The sequence below is a fragment of the Actinomadura terrae genome, assembly GCF_022751215.1.
GTDB lineage: Bacteria > Actinomycetota > Actinomycetes > Streptosporangiales > Streptosporangiaceae > Spirillospora > Spirillospora terrae.
Window position 1 is genome coordinate 788,441 of record NZ_JAICDG010000002.1, and the last position, 24,269, is coordinate 812,709.

The following is a 24,269-nucleotide window of genomic DNA, read 5'->3' on the forward strand; positions in this document are numbered from 1 at the left end:
CGTCCCTTTCCTGTCGCATGTTCAGTCTGACTCGGTCCACCGTTCAGGTCCAGCGACCATTTCTGGACGAATTGTGTAAGAATCTCTTCACTATGCTGGACTTGGGCAGGTTGCGGGTGTTGCGGGAGTTGAAGCTGCGCGGCACCGTCGGGGCGGTCGCCGAGGCGCTCGGGTACAGCCCGTCGGCGGTCTCCCAGCAGCTCGCCCAGCTCCAGAAGGACGTGGGCGTCCGGCTGGTCGAGCGCGCCGGGCGGCGGCTGCGGCTCACCGAGGCGGGCGACGTGCTCGCCGGGCACGCCGAGGCGCTGCTCGCGGGCGCGCACCGGGCCGAGGAGGCGGCGCTGGCCGCCAGCGGACGCGTCGCGGGCGTCGTGCGGGTCGTCGGGTTCCAGACGGCGCTGGTGCACGTCCTCGCGCCCGCGCTGCCGGGGCTCACCGAGCGCTACCCCGAGCTGGTCGTGGACGTGCTGGAGGAGGAGTTCGGCCGGGTGCTCCAGGCGCTCGTCCTCCAGGAGATCGACGTGGTGCTCACCGACGAGTACTCGCACCTGCCCCGGCCGCGCCGTCCGGAGCTGAGCTCGGAAGTGCTGATCACCGAGAAGATGCGGGTCGCGCTGCCCGAGGCGCACCCGCTCGCCCAGGACCCCGGCCCGCTGCGGATGGCCGAGCTGGCGGAGACCCCGTGGGCGACCGGCCATGTCGGCACCAACCACGCCGACGTGATGGAGCGGACGTGCGTGGAGTTCGGCGGGTTCCGCCCGAACGTCCGCTACCGCTCCAACGACATGCTGGTCATCTTCGCGATGATCGCGCGGGGCGGGGCGGCGTGCCTGGCGCCCGACCTCGCGCTGGCGGAGCTGGAGGAGGGCATCGTCGTCCGCGACATCGCCGACGCCCGGGTGGACCGCCGTATGGTGCTGTGGACACGGACCGGCGCGGACGTCCGGCCGTCCGTCCGCGCCGTCCTGGACGCGCTGCGCCGCTCCGCCGACGAGCTGGCGGCGGGGCGGTCCACCCTCTTCCGCGGCCTCCCTAGCGCAGCGGAGTGAGGGGGAGGCGGCCGAAGGCGCCGATGCCGTCGGTGCGGCGGGCCGCCTCGACGCGCTCGGCCGGGACCTCGCCGTAGAGGGTCGTGCGCTGCCGCGCGGGACGGCCCGCGCGCGCCGCGATCGCCTCCAGTTCGCTGATGGCCTTGAACGAGCCGTTCTCCGACCCCGCCATGCGGCTGATCGTCTCCTCCATCAGCGTCCCGCCGAGGTCGTTGACCCCGCCCTGGAGGACGCGCGTGCACAGCTCGTCGCCGAGCTTCACCCAGGACGTCTGGATGTTGGAGATCGCGCCGTGCAGCAGGACGCGGGCCAGCGCGTGCACCGCGACGTTCTCCCGCGCCGTCGGCCCCGGGCGCGCCAGCCCCGCGAGGTAGATCGGCGAGTTGTGGTGCACGAACGGCAGCAGCACGAACTCGCTGAACCCGCCCGTCCGCTCCTGGATGGACCGCAGCAGTTTGATGTGCGCGACCCAGTGCGCCGGGGTGTCCACGTGCCCGTACATCATCGTGGACGTCGTCGGCATCCCGAGCTCGTGCGCGGTCGTGACGACCTCGACCCACTGGTCGGTGGGCAGCTTGCCCTTGGTCAGCACCCAGCGGACGTCGTCGTCGAGGATCTCGGCGGCGGTCCCGGGCAGCGAGTCGACCCCCGCCTCGCGCGCGGCCTGGAGCCACTCGCGGATCGACATGTCCGTGCGGGACGCGCCGTTGACGACCTCCATCGGACTGTAGGAGTGCAGGTGGATCTCCGGCGCCCGGCGCTTCACCTGCCGCGCGAGGTCGAAGTAGGCGGTGCCGGGCAGGTCGGGGTGGATGCCGCCCTGCATGCACACCTCGGTCGCGCCCGCCTCCCACGCCTCGTCCACCCGGTCGCCGACCTGCTGGAGTGACAGAGTGTAGGCGTCCGCGTCCGTGCGGCGCTGGGCGAACGCGCAGAAACGGCAGCCGGTGTAGCAGACGTTGGTGAAGTTGATGTTCCGCGTGACGACGTAGGTGACCTCGTCGCCGGACGCGTCGCGCCGCAGGTCGTCGGCCAGCCTCGTGAGCGCGTCGAGCTCGGGGCCCTCGGCGTGCAGGAGGGCGAGGGCCTCGTCGTCCGACAGCCCGGCGGGGTCCTTCTCGGCGGCGGCCAGCGCGGCCTTCACGTCGGCGTCGAAGCGGGCCGGGACCGCCATCCGCTCCTTGAGCGCGTCCCAGTCGCCGTAGACCTCGTCGAAGTCGTCGCGGCGGTCGGTCGTCCGGCCGGCGGTGTCGATCTCGGTGTGCAGGTCGGTCCGGCCGGACGCCGCGAAGCCGCCGTCGGGCTCCTGCCACGGCCGCCCCTCCAGCACGGCGTCCTCGCGCGCCAGGCCCGTCGCCGGGTCGGCGAGCGCCGCGACGTGCCCGGCCAGCCGCGGATCGAGCCACGGCTCCCCGCGCCGCACGTACTCGGGGTAGATCGTGAGCCGCTCCCGCAGCGCGAATCCCGCCTGCGCGGTCCGCTCGGCCAGCTCCTCGATCTGCGGCCACGGCCGCTCCGGGTTCACGTGGTCGGGCGTCAGCGGCGACACCCCGCCCCAGTCGTCGATCCCCGCCCGCAGCATCAGCGCGAACTGGTCGGCGACGAGGTTCGGCGGCGCCTGCACCCGCGCCTTCGGCCCGAGCACGAGCCGCGTCACCGCGATCGTCGCGGCCAGCTCCTCCAGTTCGGCGTCGGGGGTGTCGCGCATCTTCGTGTCGGGCTTCGCGCGGAAGTTCTGGACGATCACCTCCTGGATCGCCCCGTACTCGCGCATCGTCCGCCGGATCTCGAAGATCGCGTCCGCGCGCTCCGCCACGGTCTCGCCGATGCCGATGAGGATGCCGGTGGTGAACGGGACGTTCGTCCGCCCGGCGTCCTCCAGCACCCGCAGCCGCACGGCCGGGTCCTTGTCCGGCGACCCGAAGTGCGGCCCGCCCCGCTCGCTGAACAGCCGCGTCGCCGTCGTCTCCAGCATCATCCCCATGGACGGCGCGACCGGCTTGAGCCGCTGGAAGTCGCGCCACGTCAGCACGCCCGGGTTCAGGTGCGGCAGCAGCCCGGTCTCCTCCAGCACCCGGATCGCCATCGCCCGCACATAGGACAGCGTGTCGTCGTACCCGTGCGCGTCCAGCCACTCGCGCGCGGGACGCCACCGGTCCTCGGGCCGGTCCCCGAGCGTGAACAGCGCCTCCTTGCACCCCATCGCCGCGCCCTGCCGCGCGATCTCCAGCACCTCGTCCGGGCCCAGGTAGGGCGAGTCGAGCCGGTGCGGGACGGTCGCGAACGTGCAGTACCCGCACCGGTCGCGGCAGAGCCGGGTCAGGGGGATGAAGACCTTCCGGCTGTAGGTGATGACGCCGGGCCGCCCGGCGGCCTCCAGCCCGGCGTCCCGCGTCCGGGCGGCGTGGTCGAGCAGATCGTCGAGCTGCGCCCCGCGGGCGCCGAGCAGCGTCGTGGCCTCGGATCGGTCCAGCGTCTTGCCGTCACGCGCGCGGGCCAGGGCCCGCCGCACGGAGTTCTCAATGGCCTCCATGCGGGCACTCTATGCCAATCGTCATATTTTTTGGCGTCACCCTCGGCGGTCGGCGCTGGCGCGCCTCCCTTCAACGGGCGATGCGGCGATCGCTGGCATCGCTCCGAACTCGCCTGGCGGCTCGCTTCGCGATCAGGTTCTCGCAGGCTCGAACCTGCCTTCGGACGCGATCGCAACGCTGGGGTCGTTGACGGCTGAGGTTACGGACGGCGGCTTGCTGCTGGTGCAGCCGTTGGCGCTGGCTAGGTATTCCCGGGTCAGCGGAGTTCGATGAAGGTGTCGGGGGAGCGCGGGGGGCGCTCGCGGGGCGGGGCGGCGGGGTGGCCGAGGCCGACGGCGCCCATCGGGTCCCAGGTGCCGGGGAGGTCCAGGGCCTCGCGGACGACGTCGCGGCAGAACAACGTGCTCGACACCCAGCAGGAGCCGAGGCCCTCCACCGCCAGCGCGACCAGCAGGTTCTCCACGGCGGCACCGGCGGCGACCACGAACATCTCGCGTTCGGCCTGCGCGCGGCGCTCGTCGGGGTAGTCGTGCGAGCCGTCCATGACCAGGCAGGGGACGACCAGGTAGGGGGCGCGGCGCAGCACGTCACCGCGGCGCAGCCGCTTGGCGACCGACTCCTCGGTGAAGCCGTCGCGGCGCAGGTCGGCCTCCCAGGCGTCGCGCATCGCGTCCAGCAGCCGGACGCGCGACTCCGCCGACTCCAGCAGCACGAACCGCCACGGCGTCGTGTGGTGGGGGGCGGGCGCGGTGATCGCGGCGGCGACCGCGCGGCGCACCGCCGCCGGGTCGACCGGGTCGGCGGTGAACTCGCGGATCGTCCGGCGCGCGTGCAGCACCTCGGTCGAGCCGTAGCGGAACATGTCCTCGTCGGGCGGGCGGACCAGGACCCGCGCGCCGGGCCCGTCCTCGTCCGTGACCAGCGCGGACAGCCCCCGGACGACGGCGATCGGCACCCCGTCCAGCTTGCCCTTGACCAGCTCGCCCGCCGCCGCGATCTCGTCGGCGACCGCGGTGATGGTGGTTTCGAGGCGGTTGCCGTGCGTGTCGTCGCTTCCGCGCAGGTCGCTGATCGGCTCCAGGCCCGCGACGCCGATCGCGACGTCGGTGAGCCCGTTGCGCCACGGCCGCCCGAACGTGTCGGACACGATGACGGCGACGTCCACCCCGTGCAGCTCGCGCACCCGCGCGCGAATCCGCCGCGCGGACGCGTCGGAGTCCTCCGGCAGCAGCAGCACCGTGCCGGGCGCGGTGTTGGACGCGTCCACCCCGGCGGCGGCCAGCACCAGGCCCTGCCGGGTCTCCACGATCCGCGTCTCGCCGCGCGCGTGCGTGCGCCGCGCCACGACCCGCACGGTCTCGGCGTCGATCGCCTTCTCCCGGTCGTCGGCGACCAGGACCCGGCCCTCCGCCTTGCTCACGATCTTGGACGTGACGACCAGCACGTCGCCGTCCTCGACCGTTCCGGCGGGGAGCAGCGCCGCGATGTCGTCTCCCTCGGCCACCTCGGGCAGCCCCGGGACGCCGAACACGTTGAGGTTCATCAGGCGTCCTCCACCCGCTTCAGTTCGACGGCGAGGTCGAGTGCCGCTTGGGCGATCGCGGACGTGGCGTCGGCGTCGCTCATCAGCAGCGGGCGCGCGCGCACTTCGATGCCCTCGACCCGCACGTCCGCGTCGGCGTCGTCGACGAGCCAGCCGTCCAGCAGGCCGAGGCCGTAGTGCTCGGCCACCGCCTGCGCGGACGTCTCCACGCCGATCGCGGTCAGGCACGCGTCGGCCATCCCGCGCACCGGCGCGCCGCCGATGATCGGGGACACGCCGACGACGGTCTTCGCGGCGACCGCGTCCCGGATGCCGGGGATGGCGAGGATCGTCCCGATGCTCACCACCGGGTTGGACGGCGGGAACAGCACGACGTCCGCCTCCTCGATCGCGGCGACCACGCCCGGCGCGGGCTTCGCCTCGTCCGCGCCGACCGGGGCGATCGACACCGCCGGGGCGGACGCGCGCATCCGCACCCACCACTCCTGGAAGTGGACCGCGTGCCGGCCCCGCTCGGGGTCGTCGACCACCACGTGGGTCTCGACCTGGTCGTCGGTCATCGGGATCAGCCGGACGCCCGGCCGCCACCGGTCGCACAGCGCCTCGGTCACCGCCGACAGCGGGTACCCGGCCGCGAGCATCTGCGTCCGGACGATGTGGGTCGCGAAGTCGCGGTCGCCGAGCCCGAACCAGGACGGCCCGACCCCGTAGGCGGCGAGCTCCTCCTTGACCGCGAACGTCTCGGCGGCGCGTCCCCAGCCCTGTTCCTCGTTGATGCCGCCGCCGAGCGTGTACATCACCGTGTCCAGGTCGGGACAGACCCGCAGCCCGAACAGGGAGATGTCGTCCCCGGTGTTGCCGATGACGGTGATCTCCGCCTCCGGGGCCGCCGCGCGCAGCCCCCGCAGGAAGCGGGCCCCGCCGATGCCGCCCGCCAGCGCCACGATCTTCATGCGGTCAGCCTAGGCCGCCCGGCCGCGCGCCCCGGACACCGGTGACCGGAACCGGCGCCGGGCCGGGCGGCCGGGGCCGGTTCAACACCTCGCGGGGGACCGCGAGGACGCAGACGCGGATGGGCGTCATGTGCAAAGCTTTGCGTGTCATCCGATTGCCTCGATCTGGAGATGTTCCCGTGAACAAGGAAGCCGTCCAGCGCCTGCGCGAACCGGCCGCCTGGGTATTGCTCGCCGCGGCGGGTCTGCATTTGCTGGCAGGCATCATCCTGCTCCTCGGCGGCGACGGTGAATTCAGCTACCGCGCGCTGAACGAGACGGGCGGCGGTGTCTTCACCCAGTTCGCCGTGGTCGCGCTCGTCGTGCTCGCCGTCCTGCTGGTGACCTGGGGCGACGCCCCGACGCCGCAGGCCAGGAACATCACGATGGGCGGGCTCGGCGTGCTCGGCGGCGTCGCGTTGTTCGGCGTCATCTGCTGGCTCGGCGGGATGCTCGCCAACTCCCAGATCGCGGAGGCGGTGACCAAACTCTCCTACTTCCTCATCGGCGCCGGAAAACTCGCGGTCGTCGGCCTCGGTGCGTGGCTCGTGTTCACGATCTACCAGGGGATGCAGCCGCCCCGCCCGCAGGGCCAGCCGCAGATGCCGCAGGGCTACGGCGGCGGCGAATTCGGCTACCAGCAGGGCCCGCCCGGGCAGCAGCAGGGCTACGGCCAGGTCGGGCAGCAGGGTTACGGCCAGCAGCAGTACCAGCAATACCAGCAGTACCAGCAGGGCGCCGAGGGGCAGCAGGCCGCGCAGCCCGGGCAGCAGGGCTACGGCCAGCAGGCCGGGCAGCCCGGCTACGGGCAGCAGGGCTACGAGCAGCCGCAGTACGGCCAGCCGGGGCAGTCGCCCCAGCCCGGGCAGGACTACCAGCAGTACGGCGCCCAGGGCGGCTACCAGGCCGGTCAGCAGCCCGCCGCGCAGCCGGGGCAGCAGCCCGGCCAGCCGCCGGGGCAGCCGGGTCAGGGCGCCGAGCAGGAGGAGATGGGCGAGTGGACCCGCGCCTACGGAGGTAGCGGGCAGGAGCAGGGTCCGCAGGGCACCCAGGGCATGCCGCCGCAACCGGGCGAGCAGGGTGAGCAGGACGGTGGCGACTGGTACCGGGACAACCGACCCCCGCAGTGAGGCCCCGATTAACTGATCTTCATCCAAAGGCCGACCAGCACGTCCGGACATAACCCGCTATGCCTCCCCGGAAACTCGTTGCGCTTGACGGGGCGGGCACTACACGCGTGTAATTTCGTAGGTGTAGTTTCAATGCCTTCTCGGGGGAACAGCTCAGGGGAGGGCGTTGACCAGGGGGCTCCACGGGCAGGGAGGTGCGCTGTGAGCGAGGTAGTCATTCCGCTGGCGCACGGCACAGACGGTGAAGAGTTGGGCTGGCAGGAGCGCGCCCTGTGCGCGCAGACGGACCCGGAGGCGTTTTTTCCGGAGAAGGGCGGCTCCACTCGCGAGGCCAAGAAGGTGTGCCGGGCATGCGAGGTGCGAACGGAGTGCTTGGAGTACGCGCTACAGCACGATGAACGCTTCGGTATTTGGGGAGGGCTCTCCGAACGCGAACGCCGGAAGCTGAAGCGCCAGGCCGTGTGAGCACGGTCTGAGCGCCGTCTGAGCAACGTCCGAGCGCTGGACGAGCGTCGCCCGCGCGGGTCCGGCGGGCGGCGGCACCGAAGGGGAGCGGTGCGTCCGGCGCACAGACTGCGTCCGGCGCGAAGACTGCGTCCGGCGTAAAGACAGGGTCCGCTTTCCTCCGATCTCGGGGGATCCGGAGCGTGCTCACGCGACCACGCGTACAGTTGTCAGCCGTGTCGGCCCCCGGGTCGGCACGGCTGCTGATTGTCGTCCCACAGATCGCGCGGATCGTTGTCGCCCACTCTCGATCGCCACGTCGTCACGGCGGTCCTCGTCGCCCACGACGGCGCGCGCTGGCTGCCCGAGACGCTCAAGGCGCTGCTGACCCAGGCGCGGCCGGTGCAGCGCCTCGTCGCGGTGGACACCGGGAGCCGCGACCGCGGCCCCGCCGTGCTCGCCGAGGTGATCGGCGAGGGCCGGGTCCTCACGCTGCCCCGCACCACCGGCTACGGCGAGGCCGTCGCCGAGGCGCTGCGGCAGGACGCCGCGTCCGCCCCCGTCCCCGACGACGACCCCGGCTCGCCCCGCACCGAGTGGGTGTGGCTGCTGCACGACGACTCGGCGCCCGCGCACGACGCGCTCGCGCGGCTGCTGCGCACGGCCGACTCCGACCCCGGTATCGCGGTGCTCGGGCCCAAGGTCCGCGACTTCCACGACCGGCGCGTGCTGCGCGAGGTGGGCGTCGCGATGGACGCCGCCGGACGCCGCGCCACCGGCATCGACCGGCACGAGTTCGACCAGGGCCAGCACGACGGCGTCCGGGACGTGCTCGCGGTCGGCAGCGCGGGGATGCTCGTGCGCCGCGACGTGTGGAACCGGCTCGGCGGGTTCGACCTCGACTACGGGATGTTCCGCGACGACGTCGACTTCTGCTGGCGCGCCCACGCGGCCGGGCACCGCGTCGTCGTCGCCACCGACGCCGTCGTGTACCACGCGGAGGCGGCGCGGCGCGGCGTCCGCGAGGTCGGCATGACGGCGACGGCGCCGAGCCGCCTCGACCGCCGCAACGCGATGCGCACGCTGCTGGCGAACAAGCCGTTCGGCGCGATGGTGCGGGCGCTGGTCCGCAACGTGTGGGCGTCGCTGCTGCACGCGCTCGCGCTGCTGCTGACCAAGCGTCCGGACGCGGCGCGCCAGGAGCTCGGCGCGCTCGGCGACGTGCTGCGCGCCCCCGGACGGCTGCGGCGTGCCCGGGCCGCGCGCGCCGAGGGGCGCAAACGCGTGTACCGCAGCATCCGCCGGTTCCAGCCCCGGTGGGTCGTGGCGCGCCGCGCGGTCGAGGCCGTGTCGGAGTTCCTCGCCGCCCACGAGCGCGGCCGGGAGGAACGCGACGACGACCTCGCGCCCGACGAGCCCGGCCTGCTCCGGCGGCTCGTCGCGCGGCCGGGGGTGGCGCTCGTGCTCGCGCTCACCGCCGTCACGATCGCGGCCGAGCGCACGCTGCTCACGGCGGGCGGACGGCTCGGCGGCGGCGCGCTCGTCCCGGCGTGGGGCGGCGCGGGCGACCTGTGGGCGCAGTACGTCTCCGGCTGGCATCCGTCCGGGCTGGGCAGCGACGCCGGGAGCCCGCCGTATGTGGGCGTGCTCGCGGCGCTCTCGACCGTGCTGTTCGGCAAGCCGTGGCTGGCCGTGTCGGTGCTGCTGCTCGGCAGCGTGCCGCTCGCCGGGCTCACCGCCTACCGCGCGTCCCGCGTGCTGGTGCTGGCGCCGCCCGTGACCGGACGGCGCGCGCGGGCGAACCGCCGCCGGATTCCCGTCTCGGCCGTCCGGGTGTGGTTCGCCGCCGTGTACGCGCTGCTGCCCGCCGCGACCGGCGCCGTCGCGGGCGGGCGGCTCGGCACCGCGGTCGTGCTCGTGCTGCTGCCGCTGATCGCCGTGCGGGTCGCGCGGATGTACGGGCTGCCGCGCCCCGCCCCCGACCCTCGGACGCGGCGCAAGCGCGCGGCCCGCGCCGCGTGGGCGGTCGCGCTGCTGCTCGCGGTCGCGACGGCGTTCGTCCCGCTGGTGTGGCCGCTGGCGCTCGCGGGCGGCGGGCTGCTGTGGGCGCTGTTCGACCGTCCCGGACGGGTCGGACGCCGCAACCTCGCCATCGCGCTCGGCGTCCCGCCGCTGCTGCTCGGCCCGTGGACGGTCGGCCTGCTGCTGCATCCGTCCCGGTTCCTGCTGGAAGCGGGCCTGCACCGGGGAACGGCGCCCGCCGGTGCCGCCGACCTGCTCGCGCTGAGCCCCGGCGGGCCGGGCACGTCCGCGCGGTGGGCGCTGGCCGGGCTGCTGGCGGTCGCGGTGTGCGCGCTGCCGCTGCGGGCGCGGCGCAGCGCCGTCCTCGCCGGGTGGCTGCTGGCCCTGTTCGGGCTGCTGGTCGCGATCGTGACGAGCGCCGCCACCGTCACCAAGGGCACCGACAGCGGCTCGGCCTGGCCGGGCGTCGCGCTGGTCTTCGCGGGCGCCGGGGTGCTGCTCGCCGCGACCGCCGCCGTCCAGCGCGCCACCGAGGCCCTCGCGGGCACCCACCTGATCTACAAGGCGGGCGGCGCGGTCGTGCTGGCCGCCGCGCTGACCGCGCCGGTGCTGGCCGCCGCGCTGTGGATCGCGGGCGGCGCGGGCGGCCCCCTCGGCAGGACCGACCCGGACGTCATCCCGGCGTTCGTCCAGGCCCCGGGCGGTCCGCGCACGCTCGTGCTGCGCGGCGACGGCTCGGGAGGCGTGTCCTACACCGTCCTGCGCGGCGCACGGCCCATGCTCGGCGAGGCCGAGACGCCTACCGGCGGCGCGGCCAAGCGGCGGCTGGACGACCTCGTCTCCGGGCTCGCCGGGGGCCGCGAGGGCGACGAGGGGCCCGCGCTGACCCGGATGGGCATCCAGTACGTGCTGGTCCCGCGTCCCGCGTCCGACCAGGTCACCAGGGTCCTGGACGCCGCGCCCGAGCTCTCCCGCCTCAGCCGCACCGGCACGTTCGCGGTGTGGCGGCTCCAGGCGAACACCGCGCGCCTCATGCTGCTGGACGGATCGTCGACCACCCCGCTCCCGGCGGGCCGGACCGCCGCCCGCGTTCGCATTCCGGCGGGCAACGGCACCCGCACGCTGCTGCTGGCCGAACCGGCGGACGGCGGCTGGCATGCCACGCTCGACGGCCGCGACCTCAAGGCAAAGACCGTGGACGGCTGGGCCCAGGGCTATGACGTCCCCGCCGCCGGGGGCGACTTCGCGCTGACGCGCGGTATGACGCTGCGGCATGCGTGGGTCGCCGTCCAGGGGGTGGCCGTGCTGGTCGTCGCGGTTCTGGCGCTGCCGGGCGCGCAACCTGGCACGCTCCTGCCGACCGGGGAACGCTCCCGGGGCCGCCGCGCCCGGCGTGCCCGGCGCGGTCGCCGCGCCGCGCCGCCGACCGAGACGCTGGCCCTGCCCGAGCCGCGCGAGCCGCGCGAGAGTGCCGATGACGATGACGCGCTGGCCGAGGAGCACAGCCCATGAGAACCATGCTCCTCGTCCTCAGGTTCCGGTATGCGACGGCCGCGCTCGTGCTCGTCGCCGTCGCGGCCCTGTACGGCGCGGCGACGCTGTCGCGTCCCGCGGCGGGCAGCGCGGACGCGCGAGGCGTTCGCACGCCGGTCACCTCGGCCGTCGCGGTCTGCCCGGGGCACGAGGGCGGGCGGCTGAGCGTCCAGTCGGCGAAGGGCGGCCCCTCCGGCGGACGGATCGACACGTCCCCGACCCGCGGCGGCGCCCCGCTCGCGTCGATGACCACGGCCGGTCAGAGCTGGACGAAGGACACCGACGAAGGCGAGAACTCCTACACGGTCCGGGCGAGCGGCGGCATCGCGGCGGGGCTGGAGGCCGAGCAGACCACGCACTGGGACGGCGGGCCCGACCGGGGCCTCGCCGGGACGCGTTGCGCCGCGCCCGGCACCGACCTGTGGTTCCTCGGCCCGGGCCCGGCCGACGCCGACGCGCTCGACCTGTACCTGACCAACGTCGACTCCCAGCCCGCGTCCGTGGACCTCACGGCGCTGTCGGAGGCGGGCCCGCTGGACACCACCGACGGCCGCGCCACCCCCGTCGCCCCCTACACGACCGCGGTCGTGCCGATCGGCGGGTCGCCCGAGGGGCTCGGTGACATCGTCAAGACCGCGCACGACCTGGCGCTGCGCGTCCACACCACCGGTGGACGGGTCGCCGCGTCGCTGCGCGTCCGGATCGGGGAGAAGAAGGGCATCGAGTGGCTGCCGCTGTCGCCCGCGCCGTCCGCGTCGCAGGTCGTCCCGGGGGTACCGGGCGGGTCGGGGGAGCGGCGGCTGGTGCTCGCGGTGCCCGGTGACGCGGACGCGCGGGTCAGGGTCCGCGTGGTCACCCCCGACGGCGAGTTCACGCCGCGCGGGCAGGACGTCGTGGACGCCCCCGCCAACACCGTGACGCCCGTCGATCTCGGGCTGTCGAGCAAGCCGGCGGCGGTGCGGGTGGTCGCCGACCGCCCGGTCGTCGCCGCGTTCGCGGCCGAGCGCGGCGGCGACGTCGGCTACGGCGCCGCGACCGCGCCGCTCGGAACGCCCGACGGGCCGGGCCGGCTGACCTCGGGCGTCGTCGCCGACAACCGCTTCGAGTCAGTGCTGACGCTGACGGCGCTGTCGGGCGCCTCGTCCGTGCAGGTCACCACAGTCGGGGGACAGGGGCCGGGGCCGTCGCGCGAGGTCGCGATCCCGGCTGGACGGACGGTCGAGACGACTCTCACGCCCCCGCCCGGCGGCGATGGCGGCTTCGGCGCCCTGATCACGCTCAAGCCGGGTTCCGCGCCCGTCTACGCGGCGCGGATGATGTCCACGGGCAAGGGGGACGGGTTCCTGTTCACCGTCCTGCCGATCGTCCCGGCCGCCACCACGCAGTGGCTCCCGAGAGCAGCCGACACCCAGGGCACGCTGGTTCCCTAGTCAGTCGTCGGGGGAGTCGTAGCTCGGGTCGACGGACTCGGGGGAGAGCCCGAGCAGGTCGGCGATCTCCTCCACGAGCAGGTCGCGGACCAGCCGGCCGAGCTCCTGCTCGCCGCCCGCGCGGGCCTCCACGGGACGCCGGTAGACGACGATGCGCACGGGCGCCCCGCCCCGGCCGCGACGCTCCGGCCCGGCGAGGGTCTGGCCGAGCGGCACCGGGCCGTCGAACCAGGGCTCGACCTCGGGGACGTCCTCGACCGTGAACTCCACCCGCGCGAGCTCCCGGCCCCAGCGCCGGCCGAGGCGCCGCACCTCGTCGGCGACGAGGTCGTCGAACCGCTCCGCCCGGGATCGCGAGACGGGCGCCTGCGGGGGCGTCAGAGGGCCACGGAGGCCGCGACCGTGCCGATCGCGGCGCCGCACGCCTGCCACACGGGATCGCACCCGTCCAGACTACCCCGCCGGGCGCGGGCCGCCCCTTCCGGTCACGGACAGGTTCCTGGACCCGTAACTCCCAGTCCGGAACTCCCCCATAAAAGGGTGCCTTTATGTGGTTGTGTAGTTAAAAGAGTGGTTACAGTGGCGTCGCGGTCGCTTGCGGGCCCCGCGCGGCCGAGGGTGCATGAAGGGCCGACTACCCGTGCTTCCACCGTCCTCCGGGTCCCCCGCGCGGCGCGCCCGGCGCAGCCGCGACCGGCTCACGGTCGCCGCCGCGGTCGCCCTGATCATGGGGTTGATGCTCGGCGGCGGGGGCTGGGCGCTGGCGATGCGCGGCACCGGCTGTGACGGCCCCGGCCAGTGGCTCTCGGTCACGGCCGATCCCGCGCTCGCGCCCGCCGCGCTCGCCGCCGCCGACCGCTTCAACGCCGCCCGCCGGGAGGCCGGGGACTGCGCGGCGGTGAAGGTCGCCGCCGCCGACTCGGGGGAGATCGCCGGGGTCTTCCGCGACGGGCGCGGCACGCCGGACGTGTGGATTCCCGACTCCTCGCTGTGGCCCGACCTCGTCGGGAAGGCGCGCGCGGGACGGGCCCCGTCCGTGGCGTCCTCCCCGGTCGTGTTCGCGATGCCGAACGTCGCCGCGAACCGGCACCACCTGGAGCTGGAGCGCCGGTCATGGGGCGCGTTCCTGCCGGAGGGCGGCGGGACGTCCCCGGACGCCGCGTTCCGGCTCCAGCTGCCCGACCCCGCCCGGACCGGCACGGGCATGGCCGCGCTGCTCGCGCTCCAGGCGTCCTCCGGCGCGGGACGGGGCGCTCTGGGCCGGTTCACCACCATGCTCAGAACGGCCAAGACCCTCCCCTACGGCAAGGGCGTGGACGCGGCGTTCGACGACGCCGACACCTCGGTCGTCGCGGTCTCCGAGCAGGTCGTGTGGCGGCACAACCGGTTCGCGCGGAATGCGGGGCGGCGCGTCGCGACGATCTACCCGTCCGCCGGGACGCCCTATCTGGACTTCCCCTTCGTCGTCACCACCGCCGACGCGGGGCGCCGCCGCGTCGCGGAGCGGTTCCTCGCCGAGCTGCGTACCGCGAGGGCCGTGGCGGACCTGCGGCAGATCGGGCTGCGCGGCTCCGGCGGCGCGGACGGCTCCGCCAACGCCGCGCCGGTGGCGGGCACCGAGCCGATCGGCGGCACGCGGACGAGCCGGGACGCCCCGCGCGCGCTCCCGGTGGCGCGTCCGGGCGCGGCGGCCGAGATCCAGGAGACGTGGCGCAAGCTCGGGCAGGGGCTGAACGTCCTGGCCCTGGTCGACCCGTCCGGGCGGGCGTCCGAGCCCATGCCGCCGAGCGGCTCGCGCAAGCGGGGACAGCCCGAGGGGACGCGGCTCGACGCTATGCGGAAGGCGCTGTCCACCGGGTTCACCCTCGTCCCGGACAACTCGTCCTTCGGGCTGTGGACGCTCTCCGGCACCACCCTGGACGCTCCGTACCGGAAGGTGCTGCCCATGCGCGAGCTGGGCGCCCGCACGCCGGACGCCCGCAACCAGCGCCTCCGCCTACAGGAGGCCGTTTCCGGCGTGCGCGCGCGCCCAGGACGGCAACCCGGACTGTTCGACGCCATCGACGCGGCCTATTCCGAAGTGGAGCGCAACTACCGAAGCAACGAACTCAACATCGTGCTCGTTCTCACCGCTGGAGGCCCACACGGCCCACACGGCAAGGAACGGGAAGGGGTCGAACGGACGGTGCGGCGCCTGCGGGGAGCCTTCGACGCGAAGCGGCCGGTGAGCGTCGTCGTGCTCGGCTTCGGCGCCGACGCCGATCCGGCGCTGCGCGAGGTCGCGGCCGCCACCGACGGCGGCACCTACAAGATCGACAACCCGGGAACGGTGATGCGGCTCTTCCTGCGCACGGACCAGCTCCGCGTCTGCGACCACCCGCGATGTCCGGACTGATCACCGTCGCCCGGCCGGACGACCGGACCGTGCGGACCCGGCTCGCGGTGACGTTCCGCCTGCTCCTGCTGCTGCGCGGGCTGCTGCTCGCGATGGCGGTCGTGCTGCTCGCCGAGGACGCCCTCGGCCCCCGCCTCGCCGCCGGGGTCGCCGTGCTCGGCGTCGAGACCGTGATCGCCGGTGCCGCGTGGCGCCGGGTGCTGCCCGCCGTCCAGCGGATGCCGCTGCTGTGCTGCCTGGACGCGCTGCTCGTGTTCGCCGTCCTCGCCGAGGGCGGCGTGTTCGGGCCGTTCTTCCTGTTCACGGTGATGACCGCCGCGATCGCGGGCGTCCTGTACACCTGGGGCCCGGTACTGCTGGTCTGCGCGACGCAGATCGCGCTGTCGTTCGTCGCGATGGCCGCCGCCGCGCCCGCCGACCGGCACTCCCCGGGGCTGCTCATCGCCCTGCCCGTCTTCTACCCGCTCGCCGCCTGCGCCGGGGTCGCGCTGCGGGCCCTGTTCGACCAGTACGCCGAGTCCGAGGCCGTCCGCCGCCGCGCCGAGGCCGCCGTCGCCGCGGCCGAGGAGCGCACCCGCCTCGCCCGCGAGATGCACGACTCGCTCGCCAAGACCCTCCAGGGCATCACGTTGTCGGTGGCTGCCCTGCCCGTCTGGATCCGCGAGTGCCCCGACCGGGCCGAACGCGACGCCCAGGACATCCTCGCCGCGCTCCAGGTCGCCGCCCGCGAGGCGCGCGGGCTGATCGCCGACCTGCGCGAGGAGGCGTACGGGATGCCGCTGCCCTCGGCCGTCCTGCACGTCGCCGCCGGATGGAGCCACGCGAGCACCGTCCCGTCCCGCGTCGAGACGCAGGGCTGGTTCGCCGACGACATCCCGGTCGCCGTCCGATACGAGATCATCTCCGTGTTGAAGGAGGCGCTGACCAACGTGGAACGCCATGCCCGCGCGGGCCAGGTGGAGATCCGGCTGCTGTCGGCCCCCGACGCGCTGTACCTGACCGTCCGCGACGACGGCGCCGGGTTCGCCGCGCCCGCCGGGGGACGGCTCGACCTGCTCGCCCGCGACGGCCACTACGGGCTGGTCGGCATGGCGGAGCGGGCCCGACGGGTCGGCGGGCGGCTCGCGCTGCGCTCCGACCCCGGCGCGGGCACGACGGTCACGATCGTCGTCCCGCACGCCCCGGGCGCGGGCCGGGGCGGCGCGCCGGACGTCGCGGACGCCGAACGGCGCGCCTCGTGACCGCCCCGGTCGGTGCGCGCGTGCGGGCGCTCGTAGTCGACGACAACCCGGTGGTCCGCGCGGGCCTCGCGACGCTCCTGCGGGCCGGGGACGTCGACGTGGTCGGCGAGGCCGTGGACGGCGCGCACGCGCTGGAGGAGGCCGAGCGGCTGCGTCCCGACATCGTCCTGCTGGACGTGCGGATGCCCGGCGTGGACGGCGTCACCGCCGCCGGGCCGCTCAGCGCCCTGGCGAAGGTGCTCATGCTGTCCTACGACACCGACTCCGACGTGATCGGCCAGGCCATCCGCAACGGCGCGACGGGCTACCTCGTGCACGGCGCGTTCAGTGTGGACGAGCTGCTCAACGCCGTCCACGACACCGTCGCGGGCCGCTCCTCGCCCCTCTCGCCCCCGGCCTCCCGCGCCGTGGTGGAGGCGCTGCGCGGCGGCGAGATCCCCCCGCCTCCGCCACAACCCGCGCCGCCCCCGCCGCCCGTTCCCGTCGTCGACAACTGCGGGCTGTCGCCGCGCGAGGCCGAGGTGATGGACCTGATCGCCCAGGGCCACTCCAACGGCGAGATCGCCGCGCGGCTCGTCGTGTCCGAGTACACGGTCAAGAACCACGTGAACCGCATCTTCGCCAAGCTCGGCGTCCGCACCCGGGGCGCCGCGATGGCCCGCTGGCTCGGCACCGCGCGCTGAACGCCGACCACCCCCTACCCCGCACGGTACGACATGACAAGCTCACGGTATGTAGTTGTTACCTCGGAAATCGACCGGTAACGGCGACACGTGCGGCGGGGTGGTGGCGGACGCGCCGGAGGGGAGGTACCGTCGGCCATCGTGAGCCCCGTCCGCACTTGCTCCCGCACCGCCTGCAAGGCGCCAGCAGTCTTCACGCTCACGTACGTCTACCGCGACTCCACCGCGGTCCTGGGGCCGCTCGCCACGTACGCCGAGCCCCACTGCTACGACCTGTGCGCCGAGCATTCCGAGCGGCTCACCGCCCCGATGGGGTGGGAGCTGGTGCGGCTCCCCGTCGAGGAGGAGACCGAGCCCAGCGCCGACGACCTGGAGGCCCTCGCCGACGCCGTCCGCGAGGCCGCCAGGCCCGCCCCCGCCCCGGGCCAGGAGCCCGTCGGCCAGGGGACCGAGGTCGGCCGCCGCGGGCACCTGCGGGTGCTGCGCTCCGAGCCCGCGGGCACGCAGCCCCAGGAGTGAGACCCCAAGCCGGAGACCGGGCCGGAGGCGGGGCCGGTCGCGCCCTCGGTTCCCGGTAGGCTCGGGAAGATCCCCCTCGCGACAACACTCGGACAGGGAGCAGGAGTGGGCGACCTCGCCAAGATCTTCAAGGCGTATGACATCCGGGGCGTCGTACCCGACGAACTGGACGCCGAGACCGCCGAGGCGATCGGCGCGGCCTTCGTCCGCGTGACGAGCGCGGCCGCGGTCGTCACCGCCCACGACATGCGGGCCTCCTCGGTGCCGCTCGCCGAGGCGTTCGCGCGCGGCGCGACGTCCCAGGGCGCGGACGTGGTCGAGGCCGGGCTCGGCTCCACCGACCTCCTCTACTACGCCAGCGGCAGCCTCGAACTGCCCGGCGCGATGTTCACCGCGAGCCACAACCCGGCCAGGTACAACGGGCTGAAGCTGTGCCGCTCCGGCGCGCGCCCGGTCGGCCGCGACACCGGCCTCACCGAGATCCGCGAGCTGGTGGAGAAGGGCGTGCCCGCGCACGACGGCCCCGCCGGGTCCGTGACGCGCCGCGACCTGCTCCAGGGCTACGCCGACCACCTCAAGACCCTCGTCGACCTGTCGGCGATCCGCCCGCTCAAGGTCGTCGTGGACGCGGGCAACGGCATGGGCGGGCATACCGTCCCGTCGGTGTTCGCGGGCCTGCCGATCGACCTCGTGCCGCTCTACTTCGAGCTGGACGGCACCTTCCCCAACCACGAGGCCAACCCGATCGAGCCGGAGAACCTCCGCGACCTGCAAGCGAAGGTCCGGGAGACCGGCGCCGACCTCGGGCTCGCCTTCGACGGCGACGCCGACCGCTGCTTCGTCGTGGACGAGCGCGGCGAGATCGTCTCGCCGTCCGCGATCACGGCGCTGGTCGCGACCCGGGAGCTGGCCAAGCACCCTGGCTCCTCGATCGTGCACAACCTGATCACCTCCAAGGCCGTGCCCGAGATCGTCGCCGAGAGCGGCGGCACCCCCGTCCGGACGCGGGTCGGCCACTCCTTCATCAAGCAGACGATGGCCGAGACCGGCGCGGTGTTCGGCGGCGAGCACTCCGCGCACTTCTACTTCCGCGACTTCTGGTTCGCCGACTCCGGCATGCTCGCGGCGCTGCACGTGCTCGCCGCGCTCGGCGGGCAGGACGGGCCGCTGTCGGAGCTGCTCGGCGAGTACACCCGCTACGCCGCGTCCGGCGAGATCAACAGCGAGGTCTCCGACCAGGCGGCCGCCACCGGCCGCGTGCGGGCCGCGTTCGCGGCGCGACCGGGAGTTACCATCGACGAACTCGACGGCCTCACCGTCGCGGACGAGTCCGCGGGCTGGTGGTTCAACCTCCGCCCGTCCAACACCGAGCCGCTGCTCCGGCTGAACGCCGAGGCCGCCGACGACCGGGCCGTGACGGCCATCCGCGACGAGGTGCTGGCCATCGTGAGGGAGAAGTGACGCCGCACATGAGCATGAAGATCGACTCCTGGCTGCTGGAGATCCTCGCCTGCCCGAACTGCGGCGGCGGTCTGCGCGCCGACGAGCCGGCGGACGAGCTGGTGTGCACCGGCTCCTGCGGCTACGCCTACCCGGTCCGCGACGACATCCCCGTCCTCCTCGTCGACGAGGCGCGGACGCCCGCCCCGTGAGCCCGGCCCGGCTGGAGGGGGCCGAGGAGATCGAGGCCGCCGACCCCGGCGGGATGCTGCGGCAGGTGGCCTCCTCGGCCGCGCAGGTCAGGGAGGCGCGCCGCGCGGCGGCGGAGGCGGGCGTCGACGGCCTCGCCGAGGACGGCCGCCCCCGCGCGATCGTCGTCGCCGGCATGGGCGGCTCGGGCATCTCCGGGGACGTGCTGGCCGCCGTGTGCGGCATCGGCTGCCCCGTCCCGATGACGACCGTGCGCGGCTACCGGCTGCCCGGCTGGGTGGGCGCCGCCGACCTCGTCATCGCCGTGTCGTGCTCGGGCGCCACCGAGGAGACGCTCGCGCTCGCCGCCGAGGCCGCCCGGCGCGGCTGCCGGCTGCTGTTCGTCGGCGCCTCGGGTTCGCCGCTCGCCGACCTGGCCGAGCAGACCCGCGCGTTGTTCGTCCCGGTCCGGTCGGTGGGGCAGCCGCGCTCGACGCTGTGGGGGCTGACGGTCCCGCTGCTGCTCGCGGCCCGCACGCTCGGCCTCACCGACCTCCCCGACGCCGTCCTGGAGTCCACCGCGACCCTCCTGGAGGACGTCGCGCACCGCTGCCGTCCGGCGAGCGAGCCGTTCGTCAACCCCGCCAAGCGGGTCGCGCTCGACCTCGCGGGCGACGTGCCGCTGGTGTGGGGCTCCTCCGCGCTGGCGGGCGCCGCCGCGTACCGGCTGACCTGCCAGCTCAACGAGAACGCCAAGTACCCGGCGGTGTTCGGGGAGATCCCCGAGGCCGACCACAACCAGGTGATGGCCTTCGACGGCTTCTTCGCCCGCACCGCGTCGCTCGCGCCGGACCCCGGCTCCCTCGACCCCGAGGACTTCTTCCGCGACCGCGCCGACGACCCCGAGCACGGCCTCCACCTGGTCATGCTGAGCGACGCCGACGAGCACCCGCAGGTGCGCAAGCGGCGCGAGGCGTCGGTCGCGATGGCGCGCGACCGGGGCGTCGCGGTCACCGAGCTCGGCGCCGAGGGCGCGCATCCGCTGGAGCGGATCGCGTCGCTGATCGCGCTCGGCGACTATGTCACGGTTTACTTGGCCATCGCACTGGGCGTCGACCCCACACCGGTGCCCGCCATTCAAGAGCTCAAAGCGAGGATTGCGTAGATGAGTGCTGAGGGTGGAACGAAGGCCATCGTCGCCGCGTTGGCCGCCAACCTCGGGATCGCCGCGTCGAAGTTCGTCGCGTTCGTGTTCACGAGTTCGTCGTCGATGCTCGCCGAGTCGATCCACTCGGTGGCCGACTCGGGGAACCAGGCGCTGCTGCTGCTCGGCCGCAAGCGGTCCGAACGCGACCGGACGCCGAAACACCCCTTCGGCTACGGCCGGGAACGGTACTTCTACGCGTTCGTCGTGGCGGTCGTGCTGTTCACCGTCGGCTCGGCGTTCTCGCTGTACGAGGGCTACCACAAGATCTCCCACCCGGAGGACGTGAAGTCGCCGGTGTGGGCGTTCGCCGTCCTGATCATCGCGATCGGGTTGGAGGGCTTCTCGTTCCGCACGGCGATCAAGGAGTCGAACGGCGTGCGCGGCGACCAGTCGTGGTGGGCGTTCATCCGCCGCGCCAAGGCGCCCGAGCTGCCCGTCGTCCTGCTGGAGGACCTCGCCGCGCTCGTCGGCCTCGTGCTCGCGCTGGCGGGCGTGTCGATGGCCGTGGCCACCGGCGACGGCGTCTGGGACGGCGTCGGCACGGTCGCGATCGGCGTGCTGCTCGGCGTGGTGGCGACGATCCTCGCGATCGAGACCAAGAGCCTGCTGATCGGCGAGGGCGCCGACCCCGAGCAGGAGGAGCGGATCATCGCGGCGCTGGAGTCGGTGGACGAGGTCGACCACGTCATCCACATGCGGACCGAGTACGTCGGCCCCGAGGAGCTGCTGATCGCCGCGAAGATCGCCGTCTACCACGACGACACGGCGGCGGAGGTGGCGCGCGGCATCGACGCGGCCGAGGCGAAGGTCCGGGCGCTGATCCCGGAGGCGCAGCTCATCTACCTGGAGCCCGCGCTGGACGAGGCGTCCCGCAAGAATCCCGCCCCCGCGAAGAACACCGGGAACGCTTCGTCGGAGACGCCCACGACGTCCTCCTGAAGGGGACGCAGGGGAATAGCCAACGGGAATCCCTCGCCGGGCGGCCGACGACGTGCCGGTCGACCCCAGCCCAGGCAAGACCGGCGAGTGCCTCCGAGGAGGCGGTACCACGGCCGTCCGGCGAGGTGCTTCCCATGCTCCCCGCCCGGACCCCTGAGCCGGGCGGTTCTGGTGTGACCGCGGCAGCCCCACCGAACCCCCTACGTCGGCGGCGCCGCCTTCGCGGTCACGATTAAGACACTACGTTCGCGCAGGTCCCCAGGGCGTCCGCCAAAAGGAGGGAAACGGGGTCGTCCTCCAGGGGGATGGGGCCTCGTCGCATAGCCCCGCATGGTGAGGTGTCCTCCTCCCCCCAGCGGTCAGTATGGAGGGGTGACCAGCGACGACCACACCGACAAGGCCCGGCCGGCGCCCGATCCCGCGGGGTTCGGCCCCGCCATCGCGCATCACGCGTGGCGGCTGTCCGGCCGGATCGTGGCGGGCGTGGGGCAGCTCCTCCTCTGGATACTCACCGGGCTCGGCAGGCTGCTGCGCCCGGTGGCGGCCCGCCTCACCGGCCGCCTGACGGGCGCCTCACGTCCCGCACCCGGCGGCGCGACCGCGCCGCTGCCGCGGTGGCTCGACACCTGGGGCGAGATCACCGGCTCCTGGTACTTCGCGCCGCTGACGGGCCTCGCCCTCACCATCGCCGCGCTGGCGGAGCTGGCGCCGAGCGAGGGGACGCCGCTGAGCCTCGCGGGCGGCTTCGCGGTCGCCTCGACGCTCCCGCTCGTCTGGCGCCGCGAGTACCTGCGCCCGGTCGCGGCGGTGGCGCTCGGCGCGTTCGCCGCCGGGCTGCTCACCGGGCAGGTGCTGCTGATCACCACGACGTTCGGCGCGCTCTACACGCTGTTCGCGCTCGGCCGGCAGCTGCCCCGGCAGTCGGCGGGCGTGCTCGTGGTGGGCTCGGTCGCGACCGTCGCCGTCGTGTACCTCGCGACCTCGACGCTGGACGACGTCCCCTGGCCGGCCCCGATCATCGCCGTGATCGCCGCGATCGGCCTCGGCGACGCGCGCCGCGTCGTGGAGACCGCCGGTCGCACCGAGGCCGAGGCCGAGGAGCGCACCAACGAGACCCTCACCCGGCTCATCGCCGTCCAGCGGGAGCAGGCGGTGATGCGCGAGCGCGCCAGCATCGCCCGCGAGCTGCACGACGTCGTCGCGCACTCCGTCTCCATGATCGCCGTGCAGGCGGAGACCGCCCCGTACACGATGCAGGACCTCTCGCCCGAGGCCCGCGCCGGCTACACCGAGATCGCCAAGACGGCGCGGGAGGCGCTGGTGGAGATGCGGCGGCTGCTCAGTGTGCTGCGCGCCGACGCCAAGCCCGAGCCCGACGCGGCCAACACCCCGCAGCCCCGCCTCGACCGGCTGCCCGACCTGATCGACCAGCATCGCGGCGCGGGCGGCGCGGTCGACCTCGCCGTCCACGGCGACCCGCGCACGCTGTCGACGACCGTGGAGCTGTCGGCGTACCGGATCGTCCAGGAGGCGCTGACGAACGCGCGCCGCCACGCGCCGGGGGCTGAGGTGCGCGTGGATCTGACGTTCCTGCCCGACCGGCTGGCCGTCCGCGTCCGCGACGACGGCGCGTCCGCGCGGACGATGGTGCTGAACCGCGACGCCGTCGGCGCGCCGGGCGATGATCCGGCGGGTCCGACCCGGTTCGACACCACGTCAGAGCCGATCTCCGAACCGGCGGCCGGATCCGGAGGCGGACATGGCCTCGTCGGCATGCGCGAACGTGCGACCATGCTGGGCGGACGGTTCTCCGCCGGTCCCGCCACCGAGGGCGGGTTCCTGGTGGAGGCCGAGCTTCCGCTCAACAGGGAGGAGTCGGCCGATGGGGGACGACGCGCGCGCGGATAGGGACCTGCTGCGGTGATCAAGGTACTGATCGTCGACGACCAGACGATCGTGCGGGCGGGGTTCGCCGCGCTGCTCGCCTCCCAGGACGACATCACGGTCATCGGCGAGGCGGGCGACGGGCGCGAGGCGGTCCGGCTGGCCGAGCGCAACCGTCCCGACGTCGTCGTCATGGACATCCGCATGCCCGGCATGGACGGCATCGAGGCCACCCGCCGCATCCTCGCGCTGCCCGGCGCCGAGAGCGTGCGGGTCCTGGTGCTGACCACCTTCGACGTGGACGAGTACGTCTACGAGGCGCTCGCCGTCGGCGCCAGCGGCTTCCTGCTGAAGGACGCGACCGCCGACGAGCTGGTCTCGGCCGTGCGCGTCGTGGCGCGCGGCGACTCGCTGCTCGCCCCGCAGGTCACCGGGCGGCTGATCCGCGAGTTCACCAAGCAGCGGCGCGGCCGTCCGCAGGCGCCCTCCGAGCTGGCCACGCTGACGGCCCGGGAGAGCGAGGTGCTCGTGCTCATCGCGGGCGGCCTGTCCAACGGTGAGATCGCGCAGCGCCTCGTGGTCAGCGAGCACACCGTCAAGACCCACGTGGCCCGCGTGTTCACCAAGCTCGGCCTGCGCGACCGCGCCCAGGCCGTGATGCTCGCCTACGAGTCCGGCGTCGTCGTCCCGGGCGAGAGCACCTCCAGCTGACTAACGGCGGCGGAGCAGGCGGAGCGCCTTCTCCTTCTCGAAGTCGAGCGCGCGGGTGGGCGGCGCCGAGAGCCGTCCGATGCGCTCGCCGAGCTCGCGGACGTGCGCCTGCACCTGCGGCTCGGCCAGCACGCGCAGCCCGAACGCCAGCTCCGCCGGGCCGATGTCGTAGCGCTTCTCCAGCGCCAGGGCGAGCGCCACCGCCCGCAGTTCCGCGTCCCCGAACCGCCGGTGGCCGTTCCCACGTCGGGCGACCCCGCCTGGCAGCGCCGATTCGCGCGTCGCGGGCAGCAGTCCGAGCGTCTCCCGGTAGCGGAGCATGCGGGGCGAGGTACCGAGCCGCCGGGCGGCCTCCGTGATGCGCATGAGCTGATTCTGACAAAT

Annotated in this window: 20 protein-coding genes; 15 read left to right on the plus strand and 5 right to left on the minus strand. The window is 74.2% G+C overall.

Going from position 1 to position 24,269, the window contains the following annotated elements; translation table 11 throughout:
* Positions 1-92 precede the first annotated feature (92 nt).
* Positions 93-1,049, plus strand: a complete 957-nt coding sequence (locus K2F47_RS13770) for a LysR family transcriptional regulator (RefSeq protein ID WP_242903243.1) — start codon at positions 93-95, stop codon at positions 1,047-1,049.
* Here the strand turns inward: K2F47_RS13770 and K2F47_RS13775 are convergent.
* The 3 genes from K2F47_RS13775 to cofD all read right to left on the minus strand — a co-directional run bounded on the left by K2F47_RS13775 (position 1,033) and on the right by cofD (position 6,079).
* Entirely contained in the window at positions 1,033-3,582 is a 2,550-nt protein-coding gene (locus K2F47_RS13775; RefSeq protein ID WP_242903244.1) for a bifunctional FO biosynthesis protein CofGH, read from the minus strand. The two genes, K2F47_RS13770 and K2F47_RS13775, sit on opposite strands and share 17 nt — an antisense overlap.
* A 257-nt stretch (positions 3,583-3,839) precedes the next feature.
* Positions 3,840-5,126, minus strand: a complete 1,287-nt coding sequence (locus tag K2F47_RS13780; protein WP_242903245.1) for a coenzyme F420-0:L-glutamate ligase — start codon at positions 5,124-5,126, stop codon at positions 3,840-3,842.
* Positions 5,126-6,079, minus strand: coding sequence for a 2-phospho-L-lactate transferase (gene cofD, locus K2F47_RS13785; protein WP_242903246.1), 954 nt, complete (start codon positions 6,077-6,079; stop codon positions 5,126-5,128). The genes K2F47_RS13780 and cofD overlap by 1 nt, the downstream gene beginning before the upstream one ends.
* A 179-nt stretch (positions 6,080-6,258) precedes the next feature.
* Here cofD and K2F47_RS13790 point away from each other — a divergent pair, with 179 nt between their 5' ends.
* From K2F47_RS13790 to K2F47_RS13805, 4 genes are all read left to right on the plus strand, one after another.
* Positions 6,259-7,248 (plus strand): hypothetical protein, encoded by a 990-nt coding sequence (locus K2F47_RS13790; RefSeq protein ID WP_242903247.1) that lies wholly within the window; start codon positions 6,259-6,261, stop codon positions 7,246-7,248.
* A gap of 201 nt (positions 7,249-7,449) precedes the next feature.
* Positions 7,450-7,713 carry a WhiB family transcriptional regulator gene (locus K2F47_RS13795; protein WP_021594342.1) on the plus strand — a complete coding sequence of 88 codons (264 nt, stop codon included), beginning with the start codon at positions 7,450-7,452 and terminating at the stop codon, positions 7,711-7,713.
* Between the two features lie 273 nt (positions 7,714-7,986).
* The gene (locus K2F47_RS13800; RefSeq protein WP_242903248.1) at positions 7,987-11,226 is read left to right on the plus strand and encodes a glycosyltransferase family 2 protein; all 3,240 of its coding nucleotides are present in this window, start codon (positions 7,987-7,989) and stop codon (positions 11,224-11,226) included.
* The gene (locus K2F47_RS13805) at positions 11,223-12,677 is read left to right on the plus strand and encodes a DUF5719 family protein (protein WP_242903249.1); all 1,455 of its coding nucleotides are present in this window, start codon (positions 11,223-11,225) and stop codon (positions 12,675-12,677) included. The genes K2F47_RS13800 and K2F47_RS13805 overlap by 4 nt, the downstream gene beginning before the upstream one ends.
* Here K2F47_RS13805 and K2F47_RS13810 read toward each other — a convergent pair whose 3' ends face one another.
* Complete coding sequence (locus K2F47_RS13810; RefSeq protein ID WP_242903250.1) at positions 12,678-13,121, minus strand: metallopeptidase family protein; 444 nt, start codon at positions 13,119-13,121, stop codon at positions 12,678-12,680.
* 196 nt (positions 13,122-13,317) lie between these two features.
* On the opposite strand from K2F47_RS13810, the gene K2F47_RS13815 reads away from it, so the two are divergent.
* The 10 genes from K2F47_RS13815 to K2F47_RS13860 all read left to right on the plus strand — a co-directional run bounded on the left by K2F47_RS13815 (position 13,318) and on the right by K2F47_RS13860 (position 23,885).
* A complete protein-coding gene (locus tag K2F47_RS13815) occupies positions 13,318-15,072 on the plus strand; it encodes a substrate-binding and VWA domain-containing protein (RefSeq protein ID WP_242903251.1) in 1,755 nt (584 codons plus the stop codon).
* The gene (locus K2F47_RS13820) at positions 15,060-16,313 is read left to right on the plus strand and encodes a sensor histidine kinase (protein WP_242903252.1); all 1,254 of its coding nucleotides are present in this window, start codon (positions 15,060-15,062) and stop codon (positions 16,311-16,313) included. Before K2F47_RS13815 ends, K2F47_RS13820 begins: the two co-directional genes overlap by 13 nt.
* Before the next feature lie 20 nt (positions 16,314-16,333).
* Positions 16,334-16,996: a response regulator gene (locus K2F47_RS13825; RefSeq protein WP_242903253.1), complete on the plus strand. Its 663-nt coding sequence runs from the start codon at positions 16,334-16,336 to the stop codon at positions 16,994-16,996.
* 141 nt (positions 16,997-17,137) lie between these two features.
* Complete coding sequence (locus tag K2F47_RS13830; RefSeq protein WP_190860159.1) at positions 17,138-17,515, plus strand: DUF3499 domain-containing protein; 378 nt, start codon at positions 17,138-17,140, stop codon at positions 17,513-17,515.
* Positions 17,516-17,620: 105 nt separating this feature from the next.
* Complete coding sequence (locus tag K2F47_RS13835) at positions 17,621-18,976, plus strand: phosphomannomutase/phosphoglucomutase (RefSeq protein WP_242903254.1); 1,356 nt, start codon at positions 17,621-17,623, stop codon at positions 18,974-18,976.
* A gap of 8 nt (positions 18,977-18,984) precedes the next feature.
* Positions 18,985-19,167 carry a Trm112 family protein gene (locus tag K2F47_RS13840; RefSeq protein ID WP_242903255.1) on the plus strand — a complete coding sequence of 61 codons (183 nt, stop codon included), beginning with the start codon at positions 18,985-18,987 and terminating at the stop codon, positions 19,165-19,167.
* On the plus strand, positions 19,164-20,309 hold the full coding sequence (locus tag K2F47_RS13845) for an SIS domain-containing protein (protein WP_242903256.1): 1,146 nt from the start codon (positions 19,164-19,166) through the stop codon (positions 20,307-20,309). Before K2F47_RS13840 ends, K2F47_RS13845 begins: the two co-directional genes overlap by 4 nt.
* Positions 20,310-21,290: a cation diffusion facilitator family transporter gene (locus K2F47_RS13850; protein WP_242903257.1), complete on the plus strand. Its 981-nt coding sequence runs from the start codon at positions 20,310-20,312 to the stop codon at positions 21,288-21,290. It abuts the gene before it with no gap.
* 372 nt (positions 21,291-21,662) lie between these two features.
* Complete coding sequence (locus K2F47_RS41355; RefSeq protein WP_242903258.1) at positions 21,663-23,198, plus strand: sensor histidine kinase; 1,536 nt, start codon at positions 21,663-21,665, stop codon at positions 23,196-23,198.
* 12 nt (positions 23,199-23,210) lie between these two features.
* Positions 23,211-23,885 (plus strand): response regulator transcription factor, encoded by a 675-nt coding sequence (locus tag K2F47_RS13860; RefSeq protein ID WP_242903259.1) that lies wholly within the window; start codon positions 23,211-23,213, stop codon positions 23,883-23,885.
* On the opposite strand, the gene K2F47_RS13865 is transcribed toward K2F47_RS13860, so the two are convergent.
* Complete coding sequence (locus K2F47_RS13865) at positions 23,886-24,251, minus strand: MerR family DNA-binding transcriptional regulator (RefSeq protein ID WP_242903260.1); 366 nt, start codon at positions 24,249-24,251, stop codon at positions 23,886-23,888.
* Positions 24,252-24,269 lie beyond the last annotated feature (18 nt).

Bases quoted from the DNA above. Each gene is read 5' to 3' on its own strand.
- K2F47_RS13770 (WP_242903243.1), top strand. From the start codon at position 93: ATGCTGGACTTGGGCAGGTTGCGGGTGTTGCGGGAGTTGAAGCTGCGC.
- K2F47_RS13775 (WP_242903244.1), bottom strand. From the start codon at position 3,582: ATGGAGGCCATTGAGAACTCCGTGCGGCGGGCCCTGGCCCGCGCGCGT.
- K2F47_RS13780 (WP_242903245.1), bottom strand. From the start codon at position 5,126: ATGAACCTCAACGTGTTCGGCGTCCCGGGGCTGCCCGAGGTGGCCGAG.
- cofD (WP_242903246.1), bottom strand. From the start codon at position 6,079: ATGAAGATCGTGGCGCTGGCGGGCGGCATCGGCGGGGCCCGCTTCCTG.
- K2F47_RS13805 (WP_242903249.1), top strand. From the start codon at position 11,223: ATGAGAACCATGCTCCTCGTCCTCAGGTTCCGGTATGCGACGGCCGCG.
- K2F47_RS13820 (WP_242903252.1), top strand. From the start codon at position 15,060: ATGTCCGGACTGATCACCGTCGCCCGGCCGGACGACCGGACCGTGCGG.
- K2F47_RS13840 (WP_242903255.1), top strand. From the start codon at position 18,985: ATGAGCATGAAGATCGACTCCTGGCTGCTGGAGATCCTCGCCTGCCCG.
- K2F47_RS13850 (WP_242903257.1), top strand. From the start codon at position 20,310: ATGAGTGCTGAGGGTGGAACGAAGGCCATCGTCGCCGCGTTGGCCGCC.
- K2F47_RS13865 (WP_242903260.1), bottom strand. From the start codon at position 24,251: ATGCGCATCACGGAGGCCGCCCGGCGGCTCGGTACCTCGCCCCGCATG.